We start from the raw sequence: 24,462 nt of genomic DNA, 5'->3' as shown, positions 1-24,462 counted from the left end.
AATGCGTGTCGTGTCCGGTATCAAGCCCACCGGCAACCTCCACCTCGGCAATTACCTGGGGGCGGTGAAGCAATGGGTGGCGATGCAGGACCAGATCCAGGCACAGGGCGGCGAGACGATGTATTTCATCGCCGATCTTCACGGACTGACCGAGTTCATCGCGCCCGCCGAGCTGACCGCCAACACGATCGAGATGACGGCCACGCTGGTGGCGGCGGGGATCGATCCCGAGCGCTCGATCCTGTTCAACCAGGCGCGTGTGCCCGCGCACAGCGAGATGGGCTGGCTGCTCAACAATGTCGCCCGGGTCGGCTGGCTCAACCGCATGACGCAATTCAAGGACAAAGCGGGGAAGAACCGCGAGGGCGCCAGCGTGGGGCTGTACGATTATCCGGTACTGATGGCGGCGGACGTGCTGCTTTACCATGGCACGCACGTTCCCGTCGGCGAGGACCAGAAGCAGCATCTCGAGCTGGCGCGCGACATCGCGACCAAGTTCAACACGGATTATGCCAGCGAGCTGTTCACCTTGCCCGAGCCGCTGATCAGCGCGGCGGCGCCGCGGATCATGTCGCTGCGCGATGCCTTAGCGAAGATGAGCAAGTCGAACCCGTCCGAACAATCGCTCGTCAAGCTGGTCGACGCTGACGAGGTGATCGCGGACAAGTTCCGCAAGGCCAAGACCGACCCGGACCTGCTCCCGGAGACCGTGGAGGAGCTGGAAGGGCGGCCTGAGGCGCGCAACCTGCTGACGATCTTCGCCGCGCTCGCCGATCGCGCGCCGCAGGACGTGCTGAGCGAATTTGCGGGCAAGGGCTTCGGCGCGTTCAAGCCGGCGCTCGCCGACCTGGCGGTAGCGAAGCTCGGACCGATCCGTGACGAGATGGTGCGCCTGCTCGACGACCGCGGCGCGATCGCCGCCATCCTGGAGCGAGGCGCGGAGAAGGCGCGCGCGCTGGCAGCGCCGACGCTGCGGGCGGCGCAGCAGGCGATGGGATTGTTGGCGTAAGCTGCCACGGATTGATGGCGCGCCGCACCAAGTGATGGCGCGCTCTCCTCCCGGCCGGCAGAGGCTGTGGGCCGGCACCTTCGCGAAAACCGCGCGGTCAGGCGCCAATTCCTCCTGAAAGGGCGGAAATCCCGTTCTGGCATCGCTCTTGCTGAGCATCTCTTGAAGCGCGGCGACCGCCGCCAGAACAGCGAGAGAGCGCATGACCGAGACCACTACCCCTCCCGCCCCGCGCGACAACCTCTGCGGCGTCTGCGCCGCCGTCGGTGAGGACCTGGGCTTCAATCCGCTGTGGCTTCGCGCCGCTTTCGCGGGCGCGCTGCTGTTCAGCCTGGAGGCGGTGCTCGCGACCTACGCTGCCTTGGGCATGGTCGTGCTCGCCAGCCGGCTGCTTTTCCCAGACCGCAAACGCGCTACGCCGAAAGCCGAGCCCACCCAGCTTCCCGTCGTATCCGAAGCGCGCCAGGAAGAGCCGCTGCGCCGCGCGGCGTGAGCGCTGCTCAGCCGCCAAGTTGGCCCAGCAGTAGTTGCACTGCGCCATCCACCTCACGGTCGCTCTCGCGCAGCGCTTCGATCCGCTTCACCGCGTGAATCACGGTGGAGTGATCACGGCCGCCGAACTTGCGGCCGATCTCGGGCAGCGAGCGCGTGGTCAGCCGCTTGGCGAGGTACATCGCGATCTGTCGCGGCCGGGCGATCGCGCGAGCACGGCGCGCCGAGATCAGGTCGAGCGGCTTGAGCTCGAAATGGTCCGAGACCAGCTTCTGGATTTGGTCGATCGTTACGCGACGCTGATGGCCGCGCAGCATGTCGCCGAGCGTCTGCGTCGCGAAGTCGAGGTCGATCGTCGCGCCGGTCAGCATCGCATAGGCCGTGACACGGGTCAGCGCTCCCTCGAGCTCGCGAATGCTGGTGGTGATCCGCGCGGCGAGCAGATCGAGCACTGCGGCGGGCACGCGCACATCAGGCATGTCGGCGACCCGGCGCTCAAGCACCTCGCGGCGCAGCGCCAGCGACGAGGGGCGGATGTCGGTCACCAGCCCGCCGGTGAGCCGGCCGAGGATGCGCGGCTCGATTCCGTCCAGCGCCTGCGGCGCGCGGTCTGCGGCGATCACCAGTCGTTTGCCCGCCGCCATGATCTCGTTGACGGTGTGGAAGAACTCCTCCTGGGTGGAATCCTTGCCCGCGATGAACTGGAGGTCGTCGATCAGCAGCAGATCGAGGCCGCGCAGCTTGATCTTGAACGCGAACGTGTCTCGCGCGCGCACCGCGGCGACGAACTCGAACATGAACCGCTCGGCCGACATCAGCAGCACGCGCGCGCCTGGATGCGCGGCAAGGAAAGCGTGCGCCACCGCGTTCATCAGATGGGTCTTGCCCTGCCCCGTCGCGCCGTGAAGGAACAACGGGCTGAACCGCACCGGACCAGGCTCGGCGAGCGCGCGTGCCGCATTGACCGCCACCATATTCGAACCGTCCACCACGAAGCGGTCGAAGGTCAGCCGAGGATCGAGCGTCGGTTGCTCGACGGACGTGGCCGGCTCGACAGCGGCAGACGCGGGCTCACCCGTGCTGGGTGCCGATAGGATCGCGGCCACGGGCGCACGCGCCGCGGTCTCCACCTCGACGCTGCGCACGCCTGGCAGCACAGCGCGGAACTCGTGCACCAGCCGCTCGGCATAGTGGCTGCGCACCCAGTTTGTCATGAAGGGCGAGGGCAGTGTCAGCCGGACGTCCAGCGGATCGGTCGTATCCGCCAGAGCGATCGGCGCGAGCCACTGGTCGAACAGCCGCGCGCCGGCGGACTGGCGCAGGTTGGCACGCACCCGGGTCCAGGCCCGCGCCACGTCGCTCTTCCCGTCCAATCGATCCGCCACTTGCGCCACGCACAGCTCTCCCGTTGCCGCGAACGCAGGCGTTCGCGGTTGTCCCATTCGCAAAGTCAAACGTCCCCCTGCCCGCGGCCCCTCGCGCGTCGGCTATCAGACGGTGTCTCTGTGCCGCGCCGAACGATCGCCGGTGCGGTGCGACAGGATTAGGAACAGCCGGCTGAGTCGATCAAGACCGGGCGCGGACACAAAATCGAAATAAAGAAGGTTGACTCGCCGACAGCCACGCAAATGCGTCAAATTTCTCACAACCCGTTGTTATTGCTGCATTTTCTCGCCGCAACTGCAAACGTAACGGGTGCGAATCGCAGGATTTCCGAGCCTTTTGGAAAGAAGCGCCGACCCGCTTCGGCGAGCGCCGCACGCGCACGCGAAAACGCCCGCCGGGTACAACCCGACGGGCGTTCTGAAGCACTTAGTGCGTCGGCGTTAGGCCAAGCCGGCGACCCGCTTGGTCAGCCGCGAGAACTTCCGCGCCGCGGTGTTCTTATGGAGAACGCCCTTGGCAACGCCGCGCGCGATCTCAGGCTGCGCCGCCTGAAGCGCGGTGGCCGCTCCGGCCTTGTCGCCAGCCGCCAACGCCGCCTCGACCTTCTTCACGAAGGTACGGATCCGGCCGACGCGGTTACCATTGACCTCGGCCCGACGCTCGTTGCGGCGGATGCGCTTCTTGGCTTGCGGCGTGTTCGCCATGAACGTCCTCTAATTGTTTCGAATCGATGAAAAGCAGGGCGGTCGGCGGCGCCGTCGTCCTCGAAGGCGCGGCCCATAGCGCGAGAGCACCGCAGCGTCAACCGCGCTGACAGGCCGGACACCAGAAGGTAGAGCGTCCGCCCGCCGCATAACGCTGCACCGTACCGCCGCAGCCACATGGCTCTCCCTCGCGCCCATAGACGGCGAACTGCTTGGAGAAGTAGCCCAGCTCGCCGTCCGGCCGGGCGTAATCGCGCAGCGACGAGCCGCCCGCCGCGATCGCCGCCTCGAGCACCTCGTGCACCGCGGCGATCAAGCGCTCCAGTCGCGATCGTGCGATCCTCCCTGCCGCGCGCCGCGGATTGATGCGAGCGTGATACAGCGCCTCGCACACGTAGATGTTGCCCAGCCCCGCGACGACGCGCTGATCGAGCAGGGCAAGCTTGATCGATGTCGTCTTGCCGAGCAGCGCGGCGCGCAGATAGTCCGCGGTGAACGCCTCGCCCAGCGGCTCGGGGCCGAGCGCGCCGAATGCCGGAAAGCCGGCGAGCTCGGCGGTGGGCCACAGGTCGACCGAGCCGAACCGGCGCGGATCGTTGAGGGCGAGCCGTCGCCCGGCTCCCGTTTCGATCAGCAGATGGTCGTGCGCCAGCAGTTCGGCAGGATCGACGCGCCACCGCCCCGACATGCCGAGATGAAAGATCAGCGTGTCGCCGCGATCGGTGTCGATCAGCCCATATTTGGCGCGGCGACCCAGCCGCGTGACTCGTGCGCCGGTGAGCCGCTGGCGCAGCTCGGGCGGGAACGGCCGGCGCAGGTCACCGCGGCGCGGCTCGACGCGCGCGAGCGTGGCGTCGAGCAGCACCGGCGTGAGCCCGCGCACGGTGGTCTCGACCTCGGGAAGTTCGGGCATGCCGGCGGCTTAGCCGGAGGGCGACGACGAGGCTAGGCCGCGGTCGCCAGATCGAGACCGGCGGGCGTCCCGCGGACCATTGCCTGACTCGTTTGATGACGCTCGCAGTCACCGACGTGCGCGACCTCAGCTGGCGGCGACCAACGTGGCCCCGGTACCCGGCGCCCGGCCGAGCCACCAGCAAAAGACCAGAATGCCCCCGCCGATCACCCCCAGCACGATCGCTCTGCGCCAGCTGCCGGCGCTTTCCCGATCGGGGGCGGCGCTCACGGCCCCTGGCGCCATCGCAGCGACCACGCACCCCCAACCTACAGGAGTGCCAGCCTGCCCCGGCCGCACGTCCACCTCGTCGAGACGCAGCCGCGTGCTCGCCGGATCAACTCCAGTCAGCCGCGCGATGATGCGGAATGAAAGCACATCGCTGATCAAGCTCCGCAACTCTAAGACCCATGCCGGCATCATCCATAGCGCGGGCAGGGAACAACGATCTCGATCGTGGCTATCCTCTACGGCGGTCTCGACCAGGAGATCGTATCGTCGGATGACATCGGGCGGTGCGATCTACGTCGCCGCCCCCTTCCCTCCCCCCCGCGCACGCCCTAGAGCGTCCGGCATGAGCGATACCTCCGGCAGCGCCGCCAGCGAGCGCGTGGTTTCCTTCGGTTATGAGGACGTCACCCCGGTCGAAAAGACCGCGCGGGTGCGCGGCGTCTTCTCGAACGTGGCGAGCCGCTACGACCTGATGAACGACGCCATGTCCGGCGGCATGCACCGTTTGTGGAAGGATCGCTTCGTGCGTCGCGTGAAGCCGCGCGCGGGCGAGCAGATCCTCGACATGGCCGGCGGCACCGGCGACATCGCGTTCCGCCTCGCCGCGCATGGTGCGGCGGTGACCGTCGCCGACATCAATCCGGAGATGCTCGAGGTCGGCATGCGGCGCGCGCAGCAGCGCGGCATCGACGGGCTGGTGTGGACCGAGGCGAACGCCGAGACGCTGACCTTCCCCGACCGCTTCTTCGACGCCTATACGATTGCCTTCGGCATCCGCAACGTCACCGACATCCCCGCCGCGTTGCGCGAGGCGCACCGTGTCCTGCGCCGCGGCGGACGGTTCTACTGCCTCGAGTTCTCCACGACGCAATGGCCCGGCTTCGCCGAGGTGTATGACGCCTACTCGCATCGCATGGTGCCCAAGCTGGGCCAGCTGCTCGCGGGTGATTCGGACAGCTACCGCTATCTGATCGAGTCGATCCGCCGCTTCCCCGACATGCCCGCCTTCGAGCGGATGATCGCCGACGCCGGCTTCGTGCAGACGCGCGTGGAGCCAATGCTGGGCGGGCTGGTGGCGATCCACAGCGGCTGGAAGATGTGACCACCCCGCTCGTTCACACCTGGCGATTGCTCAGCTGGGGGCGAACCCTGGCACGCCATGGCGCGCTGCGCGGGCTTGAGCGCGATCCGCATACGCCGCCGCGGCTGCGGCGGCTGCTCCGGCTCGCGCGCTTCGGCGCGCGCGTACCGAGCACGCCGCGGTACGCGGATGCGTTCGAGGCGCTCGGGCCCGCGGCGATCAAGTTCGGCCAAACCCTCGCCACCCGTCCGGACCTCGTCGGCGAGGAGGCCGCGGCCGACCTGCTGCGGCTCCAGGACGCGATCCCGCCGGTACCGTTTGCGGCGATACGTGACGTCATGCGCGCCAGCTTCGGCCGTCCACTCGACACCTTGTTCCAGCAGATCGAGGAAGTGCCGGTCGGCTCCGCCTCGATCGCGCAGGTGCACCGCGCGATCACCACGGACGGCCGACGCGTCGCGGTTAAGGTGCTGCGCCCCGGCGTGGAGGAGGATTTCAGCCGCGCGATCGACACCTATGAATGGGCCGCGGCGCAGATCGAGCCGATGGGCGGCGAGATCGCGCGACTTCAGCCGCGGCTGGTAATCGAGACCTTCAAGCGCTGGACCGCGCGTGAGCTCAACTTCACGCGCGAAGCGGCATCCGCATCGGAGCTGGCGGAGAGTATGACCGCCGAGCCCAAGTTCGTCGTTCCTGCGGTCGACTGGGCGCGCACCACCGGCAAGGTGCTGACGATCGAGTGGATCGACGGCATCAAGCTGTCGAACCGCGCCGCGCTGATCGAGGCGGGCTATGATCTCCCCGAATTGGCGCGTGTGCTGGTCCATGCCTTTCTGCGGCAGGCCATCGCTGACGGCTTTTTCCACGCCGACCTGCACCAGGGCAATCTGTTCGCGCTGCCGGGCGACTGCGTCGCCGCGATCGACTTCGGCATCATGGGGCGGATCGACCGGCGCGCGCGCATCTGGCTGGCCGAGATCCTCTACGGACTGATCACCGGCAATTACCGCCGCGTCGCCGAGATCCACTGCGAGGCGCAATATGTCCCCGCGCACCACAGCGTCGAGGAGTTCGCCACCGCGCTGCGGGCGGTGGGCGAACCGATGCGTGGGCTGCCGGTCAAGGACATGTCGATCGGGATGATGCTCGACGGGCTGTTCGGCATCACGCGCGACTTCGACATGGTCACCCAGCCGCACTTGCTGCTGCTGCAGAAGACGATGGTGATGGTGGAGGGAGTGGCGACCGCGCTCGATCCCGACATCAACCTCTGGGTCACCGCCGCGCCGCTGGTCGAGGACTGGATCCGCACCGAGCTGGGGCCCGAGGCCGCGATCGCCGACCGGCTCGTCGCCGACGTCCGCACGCTGGCGCGGCTGCCCGATCTGGTGCGGCGGATCGAAGCGCGCTTCCCCGCTCCCGGTGGCGCGCCGCCGCGGCCGCCGCTTAGGGAGATTCAGGTGGTGCGCGTCGGCGGCGGGTGGCGGTACGCGCTGGTCGCCGCGCTCGGCGCCGCGGCGGGCGTCGGCGCGATGCTGCTGGCGGCGCCGTGGTGAACCGCGGGCCGCTGCTGCTGACCGCCCCGACGCGCCTCGCCGCGACGGCGCGCGGCGCGGCGCGGTGGTGGCTCGCGGCGCTGCTGCTCGCCCTGCCCGCGGCGAGCGCGCTCACCGATGCGAGCGCGCCGCCGGTCGCGGAGCTGCTCCAAGATTCGATCGTGGCGGCGATGCGGCACGGCGGGCGTTACTACGACACGTTCCGCGATCTCGCGCGAACCGCGCCCGACGCCGCCGACGCGCGCGCGCTGCCGCCCGCGCTCGCGGCGGTCAGCGCGGCGATGCCGCATGTGGCGGTGCTGCTGCTGGTGGGCGCCGCCCTCGCCGGCCTCGTCGCGGTCGGCGTGCAGCGGCTCGCGGCCTTGTTCGCGGGCGCGCCCGGCCAGGTGCTCGCCGCACTGTTCCTCGTCGCCGGTACCGCCGCCACGGCGCTGCTGTGGGAGCAGGCACCGCATGCGGGATGGGCGGCGCTGCTCGCGGCCTATGCGCTGCTGCTGCGCCGCGCCGACCGCTGGGGTACCGCCGCGGCGCTCGGCTGCGCTGCGGCGGTGATCGACCCAGCCGCGCTGCTCGTGCCACTCGTCATGGCGTTGCTGGTGCTGCGCGACGGTACGCCACGCGAGGCGCTCGGCTGGCTCGCCGCGCTGGCGGTCGCGTTGGCGGTGCTCGGCTGTCATGTGTGGACGCTCGCGGCGGTGATGCCGGCGCCGCTCGAGCCCGTGCCCGAGCCGCTGCCCGCGTCCGCCAGCGCGATGGCGCGGCTGCTCGGCGCGGCGCTGCCCGGCGTGCCGGCAGGGTTGGCGGCGCCGGTGCTGCTGCTCAGCGCGCTCGGCTGGGCGGTGTTGCCGCGCGCGATCGGTCCGCGTGTGGTGGCACTGCTCGCCGCCGGGCTTGCCGCCGACGGCCGTATCGCCGGGCTGCACACGGCGACGCTCGCTACCGCACTGGTGGCGCCGGGGCTCACCTTCGTGCCCGACGCGCTCGCGGATCTCGCGCGCGGCTTGCCCGGGCGCCGCCGCATCACCGTGACCAGGGTGGTACGATGAGCCGGATCCTGCTGATCGTCGGGGGCGGTATCGCGGCGTACAAAGCGTGTGAGCTGGTGCGCGAACTGCGTCGCCACGGGTATCGCGTGCGCTGTGTGCTGACCGAAGGCGGCGCGCATTTCGTCACCGCGATGACCCTGGCCGCGCTCAGCGAGGACAAGGTCTATACCGATCTCTGGGATCTCAAGGACGAGGCCGAGATGGGGCATATCCAGCTCAGCCGCGAGGCCGATCTGGTGGTGGTGGTACCCGCCACCGCCGACCTGCTCGCGCGCATGGCGGCGGGGCTGGCGAACGATCTTGCCACCACATTGCTGCTCGCCACCGACAAACCCGTGCTCGCCGCGCCGGCGATGAACGTCCGCATGTGGCTCCACCCGGCGACCCAGCGCAACGTCGCGCAGCTCCGCGCCGACGGGGTGACGGTGATGGAGCCCGACGAGGGCGCGATGGCGTGCGGCGAGTTCGGCCCCGGTCGCCTGCCCGAGCCCGCCGCGATCGTCACGCGGATCGAGCAGGCGCTCGCGCCGCGGGCGAGCGGCCCGCTGACAGGTCGCCACGCGCTCGTCACTGCCGGGCCGACGCATGAGCCGATCGATCCGGTGCGCTACATCGCCAATCGCTCGTCGGGGAAGCAGGGCTTTGCGATAGCGGGGGCGCTGGCGTCGCTCGGTGCCCGCGTGACACTGGTCGCGGGGCCGGTGACGTTGAAGACACCAGCGGGGGTCGACCGAGTCGATGTCGAGACCGCCGCTGAGATGGCCGCAGCGGTGGACACCGCGCTGCCCGCCGACGTTGCAGTAATGGTCGCCGCTGTGGCCGACTGGCGCGTGGCGCAGGCCGCCGCGCAGAAGCTGAAGAGGGGCGATGACGCGCCCGCGCCGTTGCCGCTCGTCGCCAACCCCGACATCCTTGCGGCGCTTGGGCGCGACCCGCGCCGACCGCGCCTGCTGATTGGGTTCGCCGCAGAGACCGAGCAAGTGGTCGCGCACGCTACCGCCAAGCGCGCGCGTAAAGGCGCCGACTGGATCGTTGCCAACGACGTATCGGGCGATGTCATGGGTGGTGATGCCAATGCGGTCCACCTCGTCACCGCGACCGGCACGGAAACGTGGGAGCGGCTGCCCAAGGACGCCGTGGCGACCCGGCTGGCGCAGCGGATCGCGGGGGCGCTCACAGATTAGACCGCGCACCTTCGTCTTTGGCGCGATCGGCGCCGTAGGCTGAACCGGCTCCCTGTTGCTTACGATGGCCGGGTCACGGTTTGATCATGCGTTGTATGCACGAAGGTCGTGTGCGGCCCTCGGCGTTGGCAACACTTGCATCCGAAACGATGCCTTCGTCGGCGCACGCGATGCCCGGCGCTTCAACGCGCCCGCCGCATCGGCTAAGACCGTCGCGATGAATCAGCAGATCACCATCGAGCTGCGCCGGTTGCCGCATGGCGGCGATCTGCCCCTCCCCGCTTATGCCACCACCGGCGCGGCGGGGATGGACGTGGTTGCGGCGGAAGATGTCACGCTTGCCCCTGGCGCTCGCCATGCCGTGGCGACGGGCTTCGCGCTCGCGATCCCGTCCGGATATGAGGTGCAGGTGCGGCCGCGCTCCGGGCTCGCGCTCCAGCATGGCATTACCTGCCTCAACACCCCCGGCACGATCGACTGCGACTATCGCGGCGAGGTGAAGGTGATCCTCGCCAATCTCGGCAGCGAACCGTTCAAGGTGAAACGCGGCGAGCGGATCGCGCAGCTGGTCCCCGCCGCGCTCACCCCCGCGCTGCTGGTCGAGGTGGCGACGCTCGACGAGACGTCGCGCGGCACGGGCGGGTTCGGGTCGACCGGGCGGTGAGCGTGGTGCTAGCCTTGTTGCTCCAGGCCTCACCGCTGGCTCCGCCGACCGACTGGACCACGCTGCAGCCGCTTCCGCTGCTGCACCGCTGGGAACCGAACGAACAGGTGACCGCCTTCGTGCGCGACGAGGTGCGCGCCGGCCGCTGTGCCACCCCCGACACACGCCACGTCACGGTCGACTTTGTCGTCTTCGTCACCGGTGAGGGGCAAGTGCGGCGGATCGTCCCGCGCGCCATCGATTGCCCGACGGTGGAGCAATATGCCTCCGGGCTGACGCTCCGCGCGGTGCGCGGCAACGTCGCCGACGTTCCCGCGGCGGGCTGGTATCGGATTACGATCGGATTCGATTGGCCGTGACGCTCAACGCTGACGAACTCGCGCGCTACGCGCGGCATATCGTACTGCCCGAGATCGGGGGCGCCGGACAATTGCGGCTGCGCCGGGCGCGCGTGGTCGTGATCGGCGCAGGCGGGATCGGCTCGCCCGTGTTGCATTATCTCGGCGCCGCGGGAGTCGGGCGCCTTGACGTGATCGACGACGACCGCGTGGACGCGAGCAACCTGCAGCGCCAGACGCTCTACACCACCGCCGATCTGGGCCACGCCAAGGCAGAGGCGGCGGCGATGGCGGTGGAGCGCCTCAACCCGCATGTCGCGCTGACGCCGCACGTCGCCCGGATCGGACGCGACAATGCCGCCGCGCTGCTCGACGGCGCCGACGCGGTGATCGACGGCAGCGACAATTTCGACACCCGTCTGACCGTTGCGGATACTGCGCTCGCGCTGCGCATACCGCTCGTCTCCGCCGCGGTGGGACGGTTCGAGGGACAGCTCGGCGTATTCCGTGGTTGGGAGCTCGATCGTCCCTGTTATCGCTGCTTCGTCGGCGGATCGCCGCAACGCGATGGCCTCACCTGCGCGGAGGAAGGCGTGCTCGGCCCCGTCACCGGCATCGTCGGCAGCCTCGCCGCGCTCGAAGTGATCCGGCAGGTCGCGCCGTTCGGCGACGACAGCGCGGGCAAGCTGGTGCTCATCGACCTGCTCGCGCTCCGCTTCCGCACGCTAGCGCTTCCGAAAGACCCGGGCTGCCCGGCCTGCGGAAGCGCGGAGCACTGATCGCCGACACCGGTCGCGCCTCCGCGGTCCGGACGTGCGGCGCGCGGACGCAACGGAGTCACCGGGGCTCGCACCAACGGTCGAGCCCCGGCGCGCCGCTTACCCGAGGCGCTGCTGCGCGAAGGCGCGCACCGCGGGGCCGATATCGTCGCGCGCCAGCGCCAGCGCGAGATTGGCCATGATGAAGCCGGTCTTGTCGCCGCAGTCGAAGCGCTCCCCGTTGAAGGTGAAGCCGTGGAACGGCTGGTTGCCGATCAGCTTGGCCATGGCGTCGGTCAGCTGGATTTCGCCGCCCGCACCCGTCTCCTTGGCGTCGAGGATCTGCATCACCTCGGGCTGGAGGATGTATCGGCCCGGGATCATCAGGTTGGACGGAGCCGATCCTGAAGCGGGCTTCTCCACCAATGCCGTCACCTCGGTCAGCGCGCCGTCACGCTGCCCCGGCGAGATGATGCCATATTTGTTGGTCTCCTCCGGCGCGACCTCGAGCGCGCCGATGACATTGCCGCCGACCTGCTGGTAGGCGTCGACCATCTGCTTCAGGAAGTTGGGCGAGCCGACCATCAGCTCGTCGGGCAGCAGCACCGCAAAAGGCTCGTCGCCGACGATCTCGCGCGCGCACCACACCGCGTGACCCAGCCCGAGCGGCTCCTGCTGGCGGACATAGACCGGCGAGCCCGGCTGCTGGCGGATGTGCTCGATGACTGCCAGGCTCTTGCCGCGCGCGCGCATCGTCGTCTCGAGCTCGAACGACACGTCGAAATGATCTTCCAGCGCGCCCTTGCCGCGCCCGGTGACGAAGATGAGCTGCTCGATGCCGGCCTCGAGCGCTTCCTCGACGGCATATTGGATCAGCGGCTTGTCAACGACCGTCAACATCTCCTTCGGCATCGCCTTGGTCGCGGGCAGGAAGCGCGTTCCCAGGCCGGCGACGGGAAAAATAGCCTTGCGCACGGGCTTGATGGTCATTCGGTCCTCCTGATGGCGCCCGCTTTCTATCGGGCACATGGTCTCGCGGCAAACCGTTAGCGCGCGCCTAACGATGCCGCGAGGCGATTCGTGTTGCACTGCACCAAATTAGCGCGCAAGGCGCGAAGGGTCGCGGTTGCCCCATATCGAGGGCGCGCCTACAGCGACGCGCTTCTGTCCGGTTCGTACGCTTCCACCACCATGCTCGCCAAACTCTTCCGCCCGTCCCGATCAGCACCCGCCGCGAGCCACTCCGCTGCGCCGGGCGTACGGCTATATGCGATCGGCGACGTCCATGGCTGTGACGACGAGCTGGAGCGGCTGCTCGCCCTGATCGAGGCGGATGATGCGGCGCGCGCGCCGGCACGCACCAGCCTCGTGTTTCTCGGCGACCTGATCGACCGCGGCCCAAGTTCGGCCGCCGTCGTAGCGCGGCTGCTCGCGCTGTCGCAGGAGCGCCCGCAAACGCGCTTCCTGAAGGGCAACCACGAGGAAGTGTTTCTGCGCGCGATCGATGGCGACGTCGAGGCGCTGCGGCTGTTCTGCCGCGTGGGAGGTCGCGAGACGTTGATGAGCTACGGCCTTTCGCGCGACGATTATGATCGGCTCGACTTTGCTGAGCTGTCGGATCTGCTGCCCACGCTCATCCCGGCGGCGCACCGCGACTTCCTCGACGGCTTCGAAGATCTCGTGGTCTCGGGCGATTATGCCTTCGTCCATGCCGGCATCCGGCCGGAGGTGACATTGGAGGATCAGCTGCCCGCCGACCTGCGCTGGATCCGCGGCAGCTTCCTCGATTATCGGCGACCGCACTCCAAGATGATCGTCCACGGTCATACGATCACCGAGGATGTTGACCGTCAGTCCAACCGGATCGGCATCGATACCGGCGCTTATGCCAGCGGACGGCTCACCGCGCTCGGCATCGAAGGTCGCGAGAGCTGGGTGTTGCAGACCTGACACGATCGCGGCGACTTCGCCAAGAATGGATCATTAATCGTACGTCCACCCCTTGCATTTCGCCACTGCCTCGGTAAGGCAGATGGTCGAATGCAAAGGGAGTTTGACATGCGTCTTGCTAAGTACATGCTCGCTGCTGCCGCCGCCACGATGGCGGTTGCTCCGGCGGTTGCGGCTCCGGCCAACCCGGCGGCGAGCCTGTCGGTTGCCAAGTCGGCGCGCGCCGGCTCGGTGTCGGCCAACAAGAACGAGGTCGCCGGTGGCGGCGTGATCGTCGCGGTTCTGGCGGCTGCGGCGGTGGTCGCGGGCATCGTCGTGGTGGCCAGCGAGGACGACGACTCGGACAGCAACTAAGCTGATCGAACTCCTTTGGGAGTGGGAATAGCGGCCTTCGGGCCGCTATTTTTTTGCTCCGGATCGACGCCTTGCCCTGCTGACGCCCCGTGCCGAGAACGCAGGACGAGGAGCGCGAAGCCCGGCGCTCCTCCACGTCGAACATCCATGGTCAGCCCCCCCCCCTTGGAGATCTCCGTGGCCGGCACACGCCCGGTCGAGCCGCACGTCCGTGATCACCATCTGATTCAACAGCTCGGCCCTAGGTGCATGGCGACGCCGGCTCATGTCGGCATAATGGCGCAGGCGGCGTCAAGTCACCGCGGCTCAGACCAGACTGACGGCCGGCAGGTCACACCAATTCCGTTCCGGACCACCGACCCAACGAGAAAGGGCGACCTTCCGGCCGCCCTCTGCATCATCGATCGGATTCGTCCGAGAGGCGTCAGCGCCCGCCCGGCGCGGCGCCCGGCATCCCCGGCATGCCGCCACCCGGCATCCCGCCCATCATCTGCTGCTGCATCTGCAGCTGGCGCAGCGTCGCCTCAGAGATGAAGTCCTGTAGCTCGACATCGAACACCAGGGTCGAGTTGGGCGGGATCGGCCCCGCGGCGCGCTCGCCATAGCCGAGCTCCGGCTTGATCCAGAACCGGTACTTGGCGCCCTTGTGCATCAGCTTCAGCCCTTCGGAGAAGCCCGGCACCACGCCCGAGACCGGCAGCGGGGTCGGCTGCTGCGACTTGTCGAAGACCGTGCCGTCGAGCAGCCGGCCCTCGTAGTTCACCAGCGACACATCGGCATTGGTCGGGCTCGCGCCCTTGGAGTCACCGGCCTTGATCACCTTGTAGCGCAGGCCGGAAGAGGTCGTCACGATCCCGGTGTCACCCGCGCGCGCCAGTGCGATGCCGACCACCAGCGCGATCAGCAGGCCAGCGATCAGCCACAGCACATAAGCGCGCTTGACCGGCTGAAGCGGGACGGCAGTGACGGTCGACATCGGCTCAAGAGCCCCTTGTTGCGCCGCCACCGGCGGCCATCACTTCGAGCAGCAGGCGCCGCGCCTCAGCGCGGCGCTTACCCCGCGCGCGATGCGCGGGGCGGTGCCACTTACCGGGCGCCGTCGCGCTCGGCGCGCTTGCGCTCCAGCTTGCGCGCGCGGCGAACCGCGGCGGCGCGCTCACGCGCCCGCTTCTCCGAGGGCTTCTCGTAGTGACGACGCAGCTTCATCTCGCGATACACACCCTCGCGCTGCAGCTTCTTCTTGAGCGCGCGAAGGGCCTGGTCGACGTTATTGTCGCGAACGATGATCTGCATAAAACCGATAAACTCCGGATCAAACGGCTAAAGCGGCAGCGGACGGGGCCCGCGCCGAACACACCGCCTCTAGCAGCATGCAACCGGCCTCGCAAGCACCGCGGCGCCGGCGATTCAACCGATCACCATCGGAGCGGGGATGACGCGGCGGTGCTGCAATGCCGGCACGCGCGCGCGCACCTCGCGCTGCCGCGCGGGATCGATCCCGGCATAGCCGATCCCGGGCGCCTCACCCATGTCGAGCAGCACCTCGCCCCAGGGATCGACCACCAGCGAGTGGCCATAGGTGGCGCGTCCGTCCTCATGCACCCCGCTCTGCGCCGCGGCGACGACATAGCAGGCGGCCTCGATCGCGCGGGCACGCAGCAGCACGTGCCAATGCGCCGCGCCGGTCGGTCGCGTGAACGAGGCGGGAACGCTCAGCACGGTAGCGCCCTCGTCCGACAGCGCGCGGTACAGGTCGGGGAAGCGCATGTCATAGCAGATCGACAGTCCCATCCGCCCGAGCGGTGTCATCGCCAGCACGGGGCGGTCACCGGGCGCATAGGCCGCCGACTCGCGCCAGCTCTCGCCGCTGGGCAGATCGACGTCGAATAGGTGCATCTTGTCGTAGCGCGCGCGAATATTGCCGTCGGAATCGATCACGAAGCTCCGGTTGGCGTAACGCCCGTCGTGACGACGCAGTGCCAGCGAGCCGAGTTGCACCCACACGCCAGCGCGCGCCGCCGCCTCGCGCACCGCCACCAGCACCTTATCCTCGCCCTCGCGCACGATCGTCTGCGCCGCGCGCGCACGGTCACGGTCGAGCACGCCCGACATCTCGGGGGTGAACACCATCGTCGCGCCGCCCGCCCCGGCCTCCCCGATTGCGACAGCCAGCGCCGCGGCATTGCGCGCAGGATCGATCCCGCTGCTGGTCTGGATAATGGCGATCCTGCTCAAACCTGACTCCTCGCGCGTTCTCCAGCGGCAACGTCCATTGTCGCGCAAGTGTTGCACCGCTGCCACAAGCGAAGCGGGAAAGCGCTTTGTTGCAGGGCCGTCATCCGCGCGATACGCGTGGTCGCCAGTCGGGTGGACATGCCCGACGCCCTGCTCGCTTTCGCTCCGGACCCCGCCGTGGACCTCGCCACCCGCATCCTCATCGTCGACGACGATCCCGGCATCCGCGAGTTGACCGCCGCCTTTCTCGTGAGCCACGGTTTTGTCGTCGATGTCGCCGCCGACGGCACGGAGATGCGCGCGCGCCTCGAGCAGGAGCGCTACGCACTGATCGTCCTGGACGTGATGATGCCGGGCGAGGACGGGCTGTCGATCCTGCGCTCGCTCGACCGCTCCACTAGCCCGGCAGTGATCATCATGTCGGTGATCAGCGAGGAGGTCGACCGGATCGTCGGGCTCGAGATGGGGGCGGATGACTATGTCGCCAAGCCGGCGAACCCCCGCGAATTGCTCGCGCGGATCCGCTCGGTACTGCGCCGCCAAGCCGCCGCCAGCGCGCCGGCGGCGACAGGTCGCCCCTATCTGCGCTTCGCGGGCTGGCGGCTCGACCCGGTCGGCCGCCAGCTGTTCGATCCCGACCAGATCGTGATCAACCTGTCGGACGGCGAGTTCCGCCTCCTGCTCGCCTTCGCCGAACACCCGCGCCGCGTCCTGACGCGCGATCAGCTGCTCGACCTGTCGCGCGGGATGAACGCCGAGCATTTCGATCGCGCCATCGACGTTCAGGTCAGCCGGCTGCGCCGCAAGCTGACGCGTGACGAGGCGAGCGGCGGTGACGAGCTGATCCGCACGGTGCGCAACGAGGGCTATATGTTCACCAGCGACGTCGAGCGGCGCTGAGGCGCCGGCAATGACGCGCTCCACCCGCCGCGCGCGCTCGATCACGCAGCCGATCTTCGCGCTGGTGATCGCCTCGGTGATCGCCGCCACCGCGATCCTCTTCTTCGTCACGTTCAGCGGGCCGCCGCCGCGCATGCCGCCGCGACCGCTCGAGGCGATCACCGCGGCGTTGCGCGGGCTGCCGCCGCCTCCGCTCCCGCCTGAGTTCCGCCGCTTCATCCTGCGCCGCGGCGGGCTGCGCGAGTGGCGCATCGAGCCGCTCGTGACCGCCGCAAGCGCCACCGCGCCGACGCCGCGCTGGCGCGAGAAGCCCGATCCGCTGACTCAGTCGCGCATCGCCGCATTGCTCCACGCCGATCCGCACTCGGTGCTTGCCTTTACCGAGCTGAGCCCGCGCGGTGGCGGGCGCGAGCTGTTCGGTTCGTTTACGGTCGCGTGGCACGTACCGCAGGGCTGGCGCGTGGTGCGCAGCCCGCGCCTGCCGCTGTTTACGCGCTGGCACGTCAACACGCTGATCGCGATGCTGGTGGCGATCCTGGCGCTGTCGATCCCCGCCTGGATGCTCGCGCGCGCGATCTCGCGGCCATTGGCGCGGCTCGCCGCCGCGGCCGACCGCGCCGGCACGGGCGCACCGCTGCCGACCCTGACGGGTGGCGGGCGTGAGGTGCGGGAATTGGCGCACGCTGTCTCGACCATGCACGCGCGCCTCGCCGGCCATGCCGAGTCGCGCACCGCCATGCTCGCCGCGATCGCGCACGATCTGGGCACACCCTTGTCGCGGCTCGCCTTCTGGGTCGAACAATTGCCCGAGGCCGCGCGTGACCGCGCCGTCGCCGACATCGACGAGATGCGCGCGATGATCGCGGAGACGCTGCGTTTCGCCCGCCACGATGTCGGTCGGCGCGAGGAGACGCTGGTCGAGCTGTCGAGCCTGCTCGACAGTCTGGCCGAGGACATGGCGGTGGGCGGCGCGGCGGTGTCGGTGGCGGCGGGGCCGCGTGCGGTGGTGAGCGGCGATCCCAGCGGACTGCGCCGCCTCTTCACCAATCTCATCGACAATGCGCTGCGCTATGGCGATCACGCCGAAGTGGCGTGGCAGATCGCCGAGAGCAGCGTGCTCGTGACGATTGCGGACCGCGGCCCGGGGATCGATCCGGGGCAGGCCGAGCGCCTGTTCGAGCCATTCGTCCGCGGCGACCCGTCGCGCAATCGCTCGACCGGCGGCACTGGGCTGGGACTGGCAATCGTCCGCTCGATCGCGACCCGCCACGGTGGCACCGCCACGCTCGCCAACTGCGAAGACGCCCCAGGCGCGGTGGCGACCGTCTCCCTGCCGCTCGCTCGCTGACACAATCCGCAACGTCGCGGTCGGACGACGACATCGCCGCATGCGGTGGGGGCAGCAGAAGAGCGGGACAGCGCGGGTCCCGCGCCGCTTTCTCCTCGTCACCCGAAGCGTCTCCGAGGGACCTGCGTCGTCGGCGACTGGCCACCCGTAGCGGATCGCCTATCGACGCTCGGGGGATGACACGGCGCGGCGCGGGACCCGGCGGTGAAAGGGACCCCGATGCACGACCATGACCAACACAATCACGACCTCGGCCTCGCGCACGACCTGCGGATGATGAAGCGAACCATCGAGCGCCGACACGCGCTGCGATGGTTTGCCGGCGCGGGGACGCTGGCGCTGGTGGCCGGCTGCGGCAGCGGCTCGGGCGACGCTGCTTCTGACACGGCGAGCGCCAGCCCCACCCCCACGCCCTCGCCGACCCCTAGTCCTACCGCCACGAATGACAGCGGCACGGCGACCTGCGTGCTCGATGCCAGCGAAACCGGCGGCCCCTACCCCGCCGACGGCACCAATTTGTCGAGCGGCTCCACCGCGAACGTGCTCACCGCCGCAGGGATCGTGCGCGGCGACGTTCGCGCGAGCTTCCTCGGCACGACGACGATCGCGACCGGCGTACCGGTGACGCTTACGCTGACCTTGGTGGACGTCAATCAAGCCTGCGCGCCGCTTGCGGGCTATGCCCTTTACCTGTGGCATTGCGACCGCCAGGGCCTCTACTCGCTCTACACCGTACCCGCGGAAAGCTACTTGCGCGGGGTCCAGGTCACCGATGCCAACGGCCAGGTTACCTTCATCACGATCTTCCCGGGCTGCTACGACGGTCGCTGGCCGCACATCCACTTCGAAGTGTTCTCCAGCCTGGCGAACGCCTTGGGTGGCCGGTACGCGATACTGACCTCGCAGCTGGCACTGCCCAGTTCGACCTGTTCGATCGTTTACGCCGACAGCGCCACCTACCCGTCGAGTGCGTCCAACTTCAGACGGGTCGCACTCTCCAGCGACAATGTCTTCGGCGACAACACCGCGGCGCAGAACGCGCAAATGACCCCCAGCTTCAGCGGCACGCCGACCGCTGGCTTCACCGCCACGGCGGTGATCGGGATCGCGCGCTAGCATCGAGCGTCACGGTTGGCGGGAGGCATGCCGCTGGCTAAGAGGCGCGTCATGACCGGCGCGCCTCTCACCCTCTATAATAGCCTGACCCGACAGGCGGAGATTTTCCGCCCGCTCGATCCCGAGCATGTGCGCGTCTATTCGTGCGGCCCGACGGTTTATCACTATGCGCACATCGGCAACCTGCGCGCCTATGTCTTCACCGACACGCTCGCGCGCGTGATCCGCGCCAAGGGCTGGCCGCTCACCCATGTGATCAACATCACCGACGTCGGCCACCTTACGTCGGACGCGGATGCGGGCGACGACAAGATGGAGGCGGCCGCACGCGCATCGGGACGGGACATCTGGGCCGTGGCGCAACATTATACCGAGGCGTTCGAGCGCAATCTCGCCGAGCTCAACATCCTGCGGCCGACGCATCTGCCGCGCGCCACCGATCACGTCGCCGAGATGATCGCCTGGGGCGAGAAGATCGCGCCGCGCCACTGCTATCAGCTCGCTGACGGCCTCTATTTCGACACCAGCACGGTGCCCGATTACGGCCGGCTCGCGGGCGGGCAGGACGATGCCGCGCACGCGCGCATCGAGGCGGTGGAAGGCAAGCGCCACCCGCAGGACTTCGCGATCTGGCGCACCACACCGCCGGGCGAGACGCGCCAGATGGAGTGGGACTCGCCCTGGGGCCGCGGCGCGCCCGGCTGGCACCTCGAATGCTCGGTAATGAGCCGGCGCTATCTCGGCGCCGCGTTCGACATCCATACCGGCGGGATCGATCACCGCGAGATCCACCACCCGAACGAAATTGCGCAGAACCAGGCATATTGCGAGTGCGCCGACACCGGCGCGCAGATTTGGATGCACAACAATTTCGTCGTCGATCGCGGCGGAAAGATGAGCAAGTCGTCGGGCGAGTTCATGACGCTCGACCGCCTGGTGGAGCGCGGCTTTCATCCGCTCGCCTATCGCCTGATGTGCCTTCAGGCGCACTATCGCAGCGAGCTCGACTTTTCATGGGAGGGTCTCGCTGCCGCGCAGGTGCGGCTCAAGCGGTGGGTACATGCGGTGGTGGCATTGCGCGCGCGTGAACCCGGCGTCGCCAAGGGAACGCCATCGATCTACCGCGACCAGATCGATGCCGCGTTGAGCGACGATCTCAACACGCCTCGCGCCCTGCCCCTGCTCGACGCACTGCTGGCGGACAAGCGTCTCCCCGCGGCGGACCGGCTGGCGCTGCTCGCCGAGATGGACGATCTGCTCGGGCTCGATCTGTCGACGCTGACGCGCGAGGCGCTGCGTGTCCGCCCTGCCGCTGCCACGATCGACGAGCGCGACATCGTCGCCGCGCTGGACGAGCGCCGTGCGGCGCGGGCGGAGAAGGACTTCGCGCGATCGGATGCGATCCGCGACGCACTCGCCGCCGAGGGCGTGGAGGTGATGGACGGTGACCCGCTGGGCTGGGACTGGAAGATCGCGATCTAATCGGCTCCGGCTCGGCCTTGCTCCCCGGCAGAAGCCGGGGTCCAGTCGGGTACGCAGGTCAGGGTCGCTACCGCCGTTCCGGCCGCGCCGGGCCTTCGCCGCGCGACAGCTGGTCAGGCGAAGACATCAGCGATGTACAAAGGAGGGTACAGCTATGCAGCTCGGGATCGAGGGACGACGCGCGATCGTCTGCGCGTCGAGTCAGGGCCTTGGCCGGGCCTGCGCCGAGGCGCTCGCCGCGGCCGGTTGCGAACTGGTGCTCAACGGGCGTGCCCCGGCGGCACTCGAGGCCACCGCGGCCGCCATCCGCACGGCGCACGGCGTCACGGTTAAGAGCGTGGCGGGCGACATCGCCGATGAGCAGGTCCAGGCCGCGCTGGTAGAGGCCGCGGGCGGGGCCCCCGACATCCTCGTCAACAACAACGGCGGCCCGCCGCTGCGCGACTTCCGCGCGATCGACGGCGACGCGCTGCGCGCCGGCGTCGAGGCGAACATGGTCACGCCGATCCGGCTCACCCAGCGCGTGATCGACGGCATGGTCGAGCGCGGGTTCGGCCGGATCGTCTGCATCACCTCCGCCTCGGTGAAGGCGCCGTTGCCCGGGCTCGACCTGTCGAGCGGCGCACGCGCCGGGCTTACCGGCTTTCTCGCCGGGGTCGCGCGCCAGGTCGCGCATGCCAATGTCACGATCAACTTCCTGTTGCCCGGTCAGTTCGCGACGCGCCGCCTGGACAGCGTGCATCGCGCCGCCGCGTCGTCGCAGGGCATCGACATCGCCGAGGCGGCACGACGCGGCGCGGAGCGCATCCCTGCGCAGCGCTTCGGCGAGCCCGACGAGTTCGGCCAGGCCTGCGCCTTCCTCTGCTCCGCCAAATCCGGCTATATCACCGGGCAGAGCCTCTTGATCGACGGCGGAGCCTATCCTGGTATTCTGTGACGCCGAACTGTCCTGGCGATCTAGGCGCATTGCGAGTCGCGCAACATTCGTTCAAAGAGCGCGACGAATTGGAAGGAAGATGACCGATGGCCACGTCATGGGCCCCCGATAGCTGGACTACGGCCGAGGCCCGCCAGCTTCCCGACTATCCCGACGCGGCCACGCTCGACGGAGCGACCCGCCGCCTCGCCACCTTCCCGCCGCTCGTGTTCGCCGGCGAGGCGCGCAACCTCACCGCCGATCTCGCCAAGGTGGCGGAGGGCAAGGCCTTCCTGTTGCAAGGCGGCGACTGCGCGGAGAGCTTTGCCGAATTCCACCCCAACAACATTCGCGACACCTTCCGCGTCATCCTGCAGATGGCGGTTGTTCTCACCTTCGCGTCGAAGCTGCCGGTGGTGAAGGTCGGCCGCATGGCAGGCCAGTTCGCCAAGCCGCGCTCGGCGCCGACCGAGGTGATCGACGGGGTCGAGTTGCCGAGCTATCGCGGTGACAACGTCAACGACATCGCGTTCACCCCGGAGTCTCGGCTGCCCGACCCCGAGCGGATGGTGCGCGCCTATGCGCAGTCCGCCGCGACGCTCAACCTGCTGCGCGCCTTCGCGCAGGGCGGCTATGCCAACCTTCACCAGGTGCATCGCTGGACGCACGACTTCATGGGCCGCAGCCCCTGGGCGAAGAAATATGCCGAAACTGCCGATCGCATCGGCGAGGCGCTCGACTTCATGGAGGCCTGCGGGATCAGCCCCGACACGGTGCCGCAATTGTCGCAGACCACCTTCTACACCAGTCACGAGGCGTTGCTGCTCCAGTTCGAGCAGGCGCTGGCACGACAGGATTCGCTGACCGGCGATTGGTACGACACCTCGGCGCATTTCCTCTGGATTGGTGATCGCACACGCTTCGAGGGCTCGGCGCACGTCGAGTTCCTGCGCGGGATCGGCAATCCGATCGGCGTAAAATGTGGCCCCTCGCTTGAGCCCGACGCGCTGCTGCGCATGCTCGACACGCTCAACCCGGGCCGGGTGCCCGGGCGGATGACGCTGATCACGCGCTACGGCTATGACAAGATCGAGGCGCATCTGCCGCGGCTGGTGCGCGCGGTGACGCGCGAAGGTCATCCGGTGGTGTGGAGTTGCGATCCCATGCACGGCAACACCGTGAAGGCAGCGACCGGCTACAAGACCCGTCCGTTCGACCGTATCCTCGCCGAGGTGCGCGGCTTCTTCGCGGTCCATCGCGCCGAAGGGACGCATGCGGGCGGCATTCACGCCGAGATGACCGGGCAGAATGTGACGGAATGCACCGGCGGCGCGATCGACGTCACCGAGCAGAGCCTGGCGGATCGCTACCACACGCATTGCGACCCGCGGCTCAACGCCGGGCAGAGCCTCGAGCTGGCCTTCCTGCTGGCGGAGATGCTCAACGCCGAGATGGCGGAGCGGCGCAAGGCGGCGTGACCGGCAGCGCGACGGGGTCATGCGAGAAAAGCACAGGCCCCCAGTGCTGCACCGCGAAAGTCGCTTGACGACACGTTCAGCGCCTCCTAACAGCGCGCCTCCACACCGCGCACGGCCCCTTCGTCTAGCGGTCTAGGACGTCGCCCTCTCACGGCGAAAACACGGGTTCGAGTCCCGTAGGGGTCACCAGCGAAGAAGGCTCAAGCCGGCCTCTTCTGCTAAAGCGCAGCGGTGTCGCTCTTCCATTGCGGACTAACGGGCCGTCCTTATTCTGCCAACATCGTCGCGATCATCATCATCGCGATGCCGGCCAAGACCGCCCAAGTGGTGCGCAGGCGACCGTCTCGAGCCAAGCTTCTCGGAATGAGCTCACAGGCCCCGATAAACAGGAAGACACCGGCAAAGATCGCCAGGAGCGGCGCAAACACCGCATCGTCAAGCCGTATGAGCAATCCGACTACGACCCCGCCGAGCGGGGCCAGACCATTTGCAACGAGCCAGCGTACGGCCATGCCGCGATGCGAGATTGATAAGGCGAGACTGACCGTGTTGACTCCGTCGGCCAGATCGTGGGTCAGCACCGCGAAAGCGACGGCCCAGCCGATCTCGGGCGCGATCTGAAAGGCCATGCCCATGAGCAGCCCATCAAGGAAGCTGTGCAACGTCAGGCTAGCCGGCCCGAGATGCGCTTGCCAGCGAATCCGCTCCTCCGCCGTGGCGAGAAGGCGGTTGAGCAACAAATACCCGCCGAAGCCCAGCGCGGACAAGGCGATCGTGGTCCGGTGCGTATAATGGCCTTCGGCAAACTTCAGCGCTTCGGGAAGAAGGTCGAAGAACGCCACGCCGAGAACGACGCCCGCTGCGATCGCGAGAACCGCCGTCATCCTGTCGGCTAGTCGGAACGCCAACAGACCACCAGCCAGGGTGGTCAGGCTGGCAACGATCCCGAACGCGATCGGCAGAAGCCAGCCGCTCATCAACGGTGCCCGCTGCTCTTGGGCGCGCCAAGCGCTCGCCCCATCTGCCGCTGTCCACCCTGACCAGTATACATCGCGTTTCAACTCGCCTCACGGATGCCGCGCTACCGCACGGCGGCACGACAACGTTAACCCCTTAGCCTCGCTGCACGCGGGTTCACAGGCAACCTCGAGAGCGAGCGATATTGCCTTGTAGCGCACGCTCATTATGGGATGTTGCAACATACCGTAGCGGGCTGGGCTGCAAGCCGCCCGCGTGACAGGAGCCTGCATGTCCCTCGTCCTTCGCACCGCCATCCGTACTC

Annotated in this window: 26 protein-coding genes and 1 tRNA gene; 18 read left to right on the top strand and 9 right to left on the bottom strand. The window is 68.6% G+C overall.

Annotation, left to right across the window (positions count from 1 at the left end; genetic code table 11):
* Position 1: 1 nt before the first annotated feature.
* Positions 2-1,009 (top strand): tryptophan--tRNA ligase, encoded by a 1,008-nt coding sequence (gene trpS / locus ACMGDM_RS10180; protein ID WP_436804263.1) that lies wholly within the window; start codon positions 2-4, stop codon positions 1,007-1,009.
* A 202-nt stretch (positions 1,010-1,211) separates the two neighbouring features.
* Positions 1,212-1,502: a PspC domain-containing protein gene (locus ACMGDM_RS10175; protein WP_436804016.1), complete on the top strand. Its 291-nt coding sequence runs from the start codon at positions 1,212-1,214 to the stop codon at positions 1,500-1,502.
* Positions 1,503-1,509: 7 nt separating this feature from the next.
* On the opposite strand, the gene dnaA is transcribed toward ACMGDM_RS10175, so the two are convergent.
* The 4 genes from dnaA to ACMGDM_RS10155 form a co-directional block, all read right to left on the bottom strand.
* Complete coding sequence (dnaA, locus tag ACMGDM_RS10170) at positions 1,510-2,901, bottom strand: chromosomal replication initiator protein DnaA (RefSeq protein WP_436804262.1); 1,392 nt, start codon at positions 2,899-2,901, stop codon at positions 1,510-1,512.
* A 426-nt stretch (positions 2,902-3,327) separates the two neighbouring features.
* On the bottom strand, positions 3,328-3,591 hold the full coding sequence (gene rpsT, locus ACMGDM_RS10165) for a 30S ribosomal protein S20 (protein ID WP_132909366.1): 264 nt from the start codon (positions 3,589-3,591) through the stop codon (positions 3,328-3,330).
* 97 nt (positions 3,592-3,688) lie between these two features.
* Complete coding sequence (gene mutM / locus ACMGDM_RS10160; RefSeq protein ID WP_436804015.1) at positions 3,689-4,504, bottom strand: bifunctional DNA-formamidopyrimidine glycosylase/DNA-(apurinic or apyrimidinic site) lyase; 816 nt, start codon at positions 4,502-4,504, stop codon at positions 3,689-3,691.
* Positions 4,505-4,630: 126 nt separating this feature from the next.
* Entirely contained in the window at positions 4,631-4,933 is a 303-nt protein-coding gene (locus tag ACMGDM_RS10155; protein ID WP_436804014.1) for a hypothetical protein, read from the bottom strand.
* 184 nt (positions 4,934-5,117) lie between these two features.
* Here ACMGDM_RS10155 and ACMGDM_RS10150 point away from each other — a divergent pair, with 184 nt between their 5' ends.
* The 7 genes from ACMGDM_RS10150 (at position 5,118) to ACMGDM_RS10120 (ending at position 11,422) form a co-directional block, all read left to right on the top strand.
* Positions 5,118-5,876, top strand: a complete 759-nt coding sequence (locus ACMGDM_RS10150) for a class I SAM-dependent methyltransferase (protein ID WP_436804013.1) — start codon at positions 5,118-5,120, stop codon at positions 5,874-5,876.
* Positions 5,873-7,411 carry a 2-polyprenylphenol 6-hydroxylase gene (gene ubiB / locus ACMGDM_RS10145; protein ID WP_436804012.1) on the top strand — a complete coding sequence of 513 codons (1,539 nt, stop codon included), beginning with the start codon at positions 5,873-5,875 and terminating at the stop codon, positions 7,409-7,411. The genes ACMGDM_RS10150 and ubiB overlap by 4 nt, the downstream gene beginning before the upstream one ends.
* Positions 7,408-8,457: a hypothetical protein gene (locus ACMGDM_RS10140; RefSeq protein ID WP_436804011.1), complete on the top strand. Its 1,050-nt coding sequence runs from the start codon at positions 7,408-7,410 to the stop codon at positions 8,455-8,457. Before ubiB ends, ACMGDM_RS10140 begins: the two co-directional genes overlap by 4 nt.
* Positions 8,454-9,641, top strand: a complete 1,188-nt coding sequence (coaBC, locus tag ACMGDM_RS10135; protein ID WP_436804010.1) for a bifunctional phosphopantothenoylcysteine decarboxylase/phosphopantothenate--cysteine ligase CoaBC — start codon at positions 8,454-8,456, stop codon at positions 9,639-9,641. The genes ACMGDM_RS10140 and coaBC overlap by 4 nt, the downstream gene beginning before the upstream one ends.
* Before the next feature lie 217 nt (positions 9,642-9,858).
* A complete protein-coding gene (gene dut, locus ACMGDM_RS10130; protein WP_436804009.1) occupies positions 9,859-10,305 on the top strand; it encodes a dUTP diphosphatase in 447 nt (148 codons plus the stop codon).
* A complete protein-coding gene (locus ACMGDM_RS10125) occupies positions 10,302-10,664 on the top strand; it encodes a hypothetical protein (RefSeq protein WP_436804008.1) in 363 nt (120 codons plus the stop codon). Before dut ends, ACMGDM_RS10125 begins: the two co-directional genes overlap by 4 nt.
* Positions 10,661-11,422 carry a HesA/MoeB/ThiF family protein gene (locus tag ACMGDM_RS10120; protein WP_436804007.1) on the top strand — a complete coding sequence of 254 codons (762 nt, stop codon included), beginning with the start codon at positions 10,661-10,663 and terminating at the stop codon, positions 11,420-11,422. The genes ACMGDM_RS10125 and ACMGDM_RS10120 overlap by 4 nt, the downstream gene beginning before the upstream one ends.
* Positions 11,423-11,521: 99 nt before the next feature.
* Here the strand turns inward: ACMGDM_RS10120 and galU are convergent, their stop codons facing one another.
* The gene (gene galU, locus ACMGDM_RS10115) at positions 11,522-12,391 is read right to left on the bottom strand and encodes a UTP--glucose-1-phosphate uridylyltransferase GalU (RefSeq protein WP_436804006.1); all 870 of its coding nucleotides are present in this window, start codon (positions 12,389-12,391) and stop codon (positions 11,522-11,524) included.
* 201 nt (positions 12,392-12,592) lie between these two features.
* On the opposite strand from galU, the gene ACMGDM_RS10110 reads away from it, so the two are divergent.
* Together ACMGDM_RS10110 and ACMGDM_RS10105 are read left to right on the top strand one after the other, a co-directional pair.
* Entirely contained in the window at positions 12,593-13,351 is a 759-nt protein-coding gene (locus ACMGDM_RS10110; protein ID WP_436804005.1) for a metallophosphoesterase family protein, read from the top strand.
* 108 nt (positions 13,352-13,459) lie between these two features.
* Positions 13,460-13,705: a hypothetical protein gene (locus ACMGDM_RS10105; protein ID WP_436804004.1), complete on the top strand. Its 246-nt coding sequence runs from the start codon at positions 13,460-13,462 to the stop codon at positions 13,703-13,705.
* 424 nt (positions 13,706-14,129) lie between these two features.
* On the opposite strand, the gene ACMGDM_RS10100 is transcribed toward ACMGDM_RS10105, so the two are convergent.
* From ACMGDM_RS10100 to ACMGDM_RS10090, 3 genes are all read right to left on the bottom strand, one after another.
* Entirely contained in the window at positions 14,130-14,681 is a 552-nt protein-coding gene (locus ACMGDM_RS10100) for an FKBP-type peptidyl-prolyl cis-trans isomerase (protein ID WP_436804003.1), read from the bottom strand.
* A 110-nt stretch (positions 14,682-14,791) separates the two neighbouring features.
* Positions 14,792-14,998 (bottom strand): 30S ribosomal protein S21, encoded by a 207-nt coding sequence (gene rpsU / locus ACMGDM_RS10095; protein WP_007404630.1) that lies wholly within the window; start codon positions 14,996-14,998, stop codon positions 14,792-14,794.
* Between the two features lie 114 nt (positions 14,999-15,112).
* Entirely contained in the window at positions 15,113-15,940 is an 828-nt protein-coding gene (locus ACMGDM_RS10090) for a carbon-nitrogen hydrolase family protein (RefSeq protein WP_436804002.1), read from the bottom strand.
* Between the two features lie 138 nt (positions 15,941-16,078).
* On the opposite strand from ACMGDM_RS10090, the gene ACMGDM_RS10085 reads away from it, so the two are divergent.
* From ACMGDM_RS10085 to ACMGDM_RS10055, 7 genes are all read left to right on the top strand, one after another.
* Entirely contained in the window at positions 16,079-16,840 is a 762-nt protein-coding gene (locus ACMGDM_RS10085) for a response regulator (RefSeq protein ID WP_436804001.1), read from the top strand.
* Between the two features lie 10 nt (positions 16,841-16,850).
* A complete protein-coding gene (locus ACMGDM_RS10080; protein ID WP_436804000.1) occupies positions 16,851-18,188 on the top strand; it encodes a sensor histidine kinase in 1,338 nt (445 codons plus the stop codon).
* A 219-nt stretch (positions 18,189-18,407) separates the two neighbouring features.
* The gene (locus ACMGDM_RS10075; RefSeq protein ID WP_436803999.1) at positions 18,408-19,304 is read left to right on the top strand and encodes a dioxygenase family protein; all 897 of its coding nucleotides are present in this window, start codon (positions 18,408-18,410) and stop codon (positions 19,302-19,304) included.
* Between the two features lie 51 nt (positions 19,305-19,355).
* Positions 19,356-20,786, top strand: coding sequence for a cysteine--tRNA ligase (gene cysS / locus ACMGDM_RS10070; RefSeq protein ID WP_436803998.1), 1,431 nt, complete (start codon positions 19,356-19,358; stop codon positions 20,784-20,786).
* Between the two features lie 154 nt (positions 20,787-20,940).
* A complete protein-coding gene (locus ACMGDM_RS10065) occupies positions 20,941-21,723 on the top strand; it encodes an SDR family oxidoreductase (RefSeq protein WP_436803997.1) in 783 nt (260 codons plus the stop codon).
* 86 nt (positions 21,724-21,809) lie between these two features.
* Positions 21,810-23,180, top strand: a complete 1,371-nt coding sequence (locus ACMGDM_RS10060) for a class II 3-deoxy-7-phosphoheptulonate synthase (RefSeq protein WP_436803996.1) — start codon at positions 21,810-21,812, stop codon at positions 23,178-23,180.
* A gap of 113 nt (positions 23,181-23,293) precedes the next feature.
* Positions 23,294-23,369, top strand: a tRNA-Glu gene (locus tag ACMGDM_RS10055).
* A gap of 77 nt (positions 23,370-23,446) precedes the next feature.
* Here the strand turns inward: ACMGDM_RS10055 and ACMGDM_RS10050 are convergent.
* Positions 23,447-24,157, bottom strand: coding sequence for a ZIP family metal transporter (locus tag ACMGDM_RS10050; RefSeq protein WP_436803995.1), 711 nt, complete (start codon positions 24,155-24,157; stop codon positions 23,447-23,449).
* Positions 24,158-24,462 lie beyond the last annotated feature (305 nt).

The organism is Sphingomonas larreae (assembly GCF_051400595.1).
Taxonomy (GTDB): Bacteria; Pseudomonadota; Alphaproteobacteria; order Sphingomonadales; family Sphingomonadaceae; genus Sphingomonas.
The sequence above is the reverse complement of the archived record's forward strand: the minus strand, read 5'-3'. Positions and strand labels throughout refer to the sequence as shown.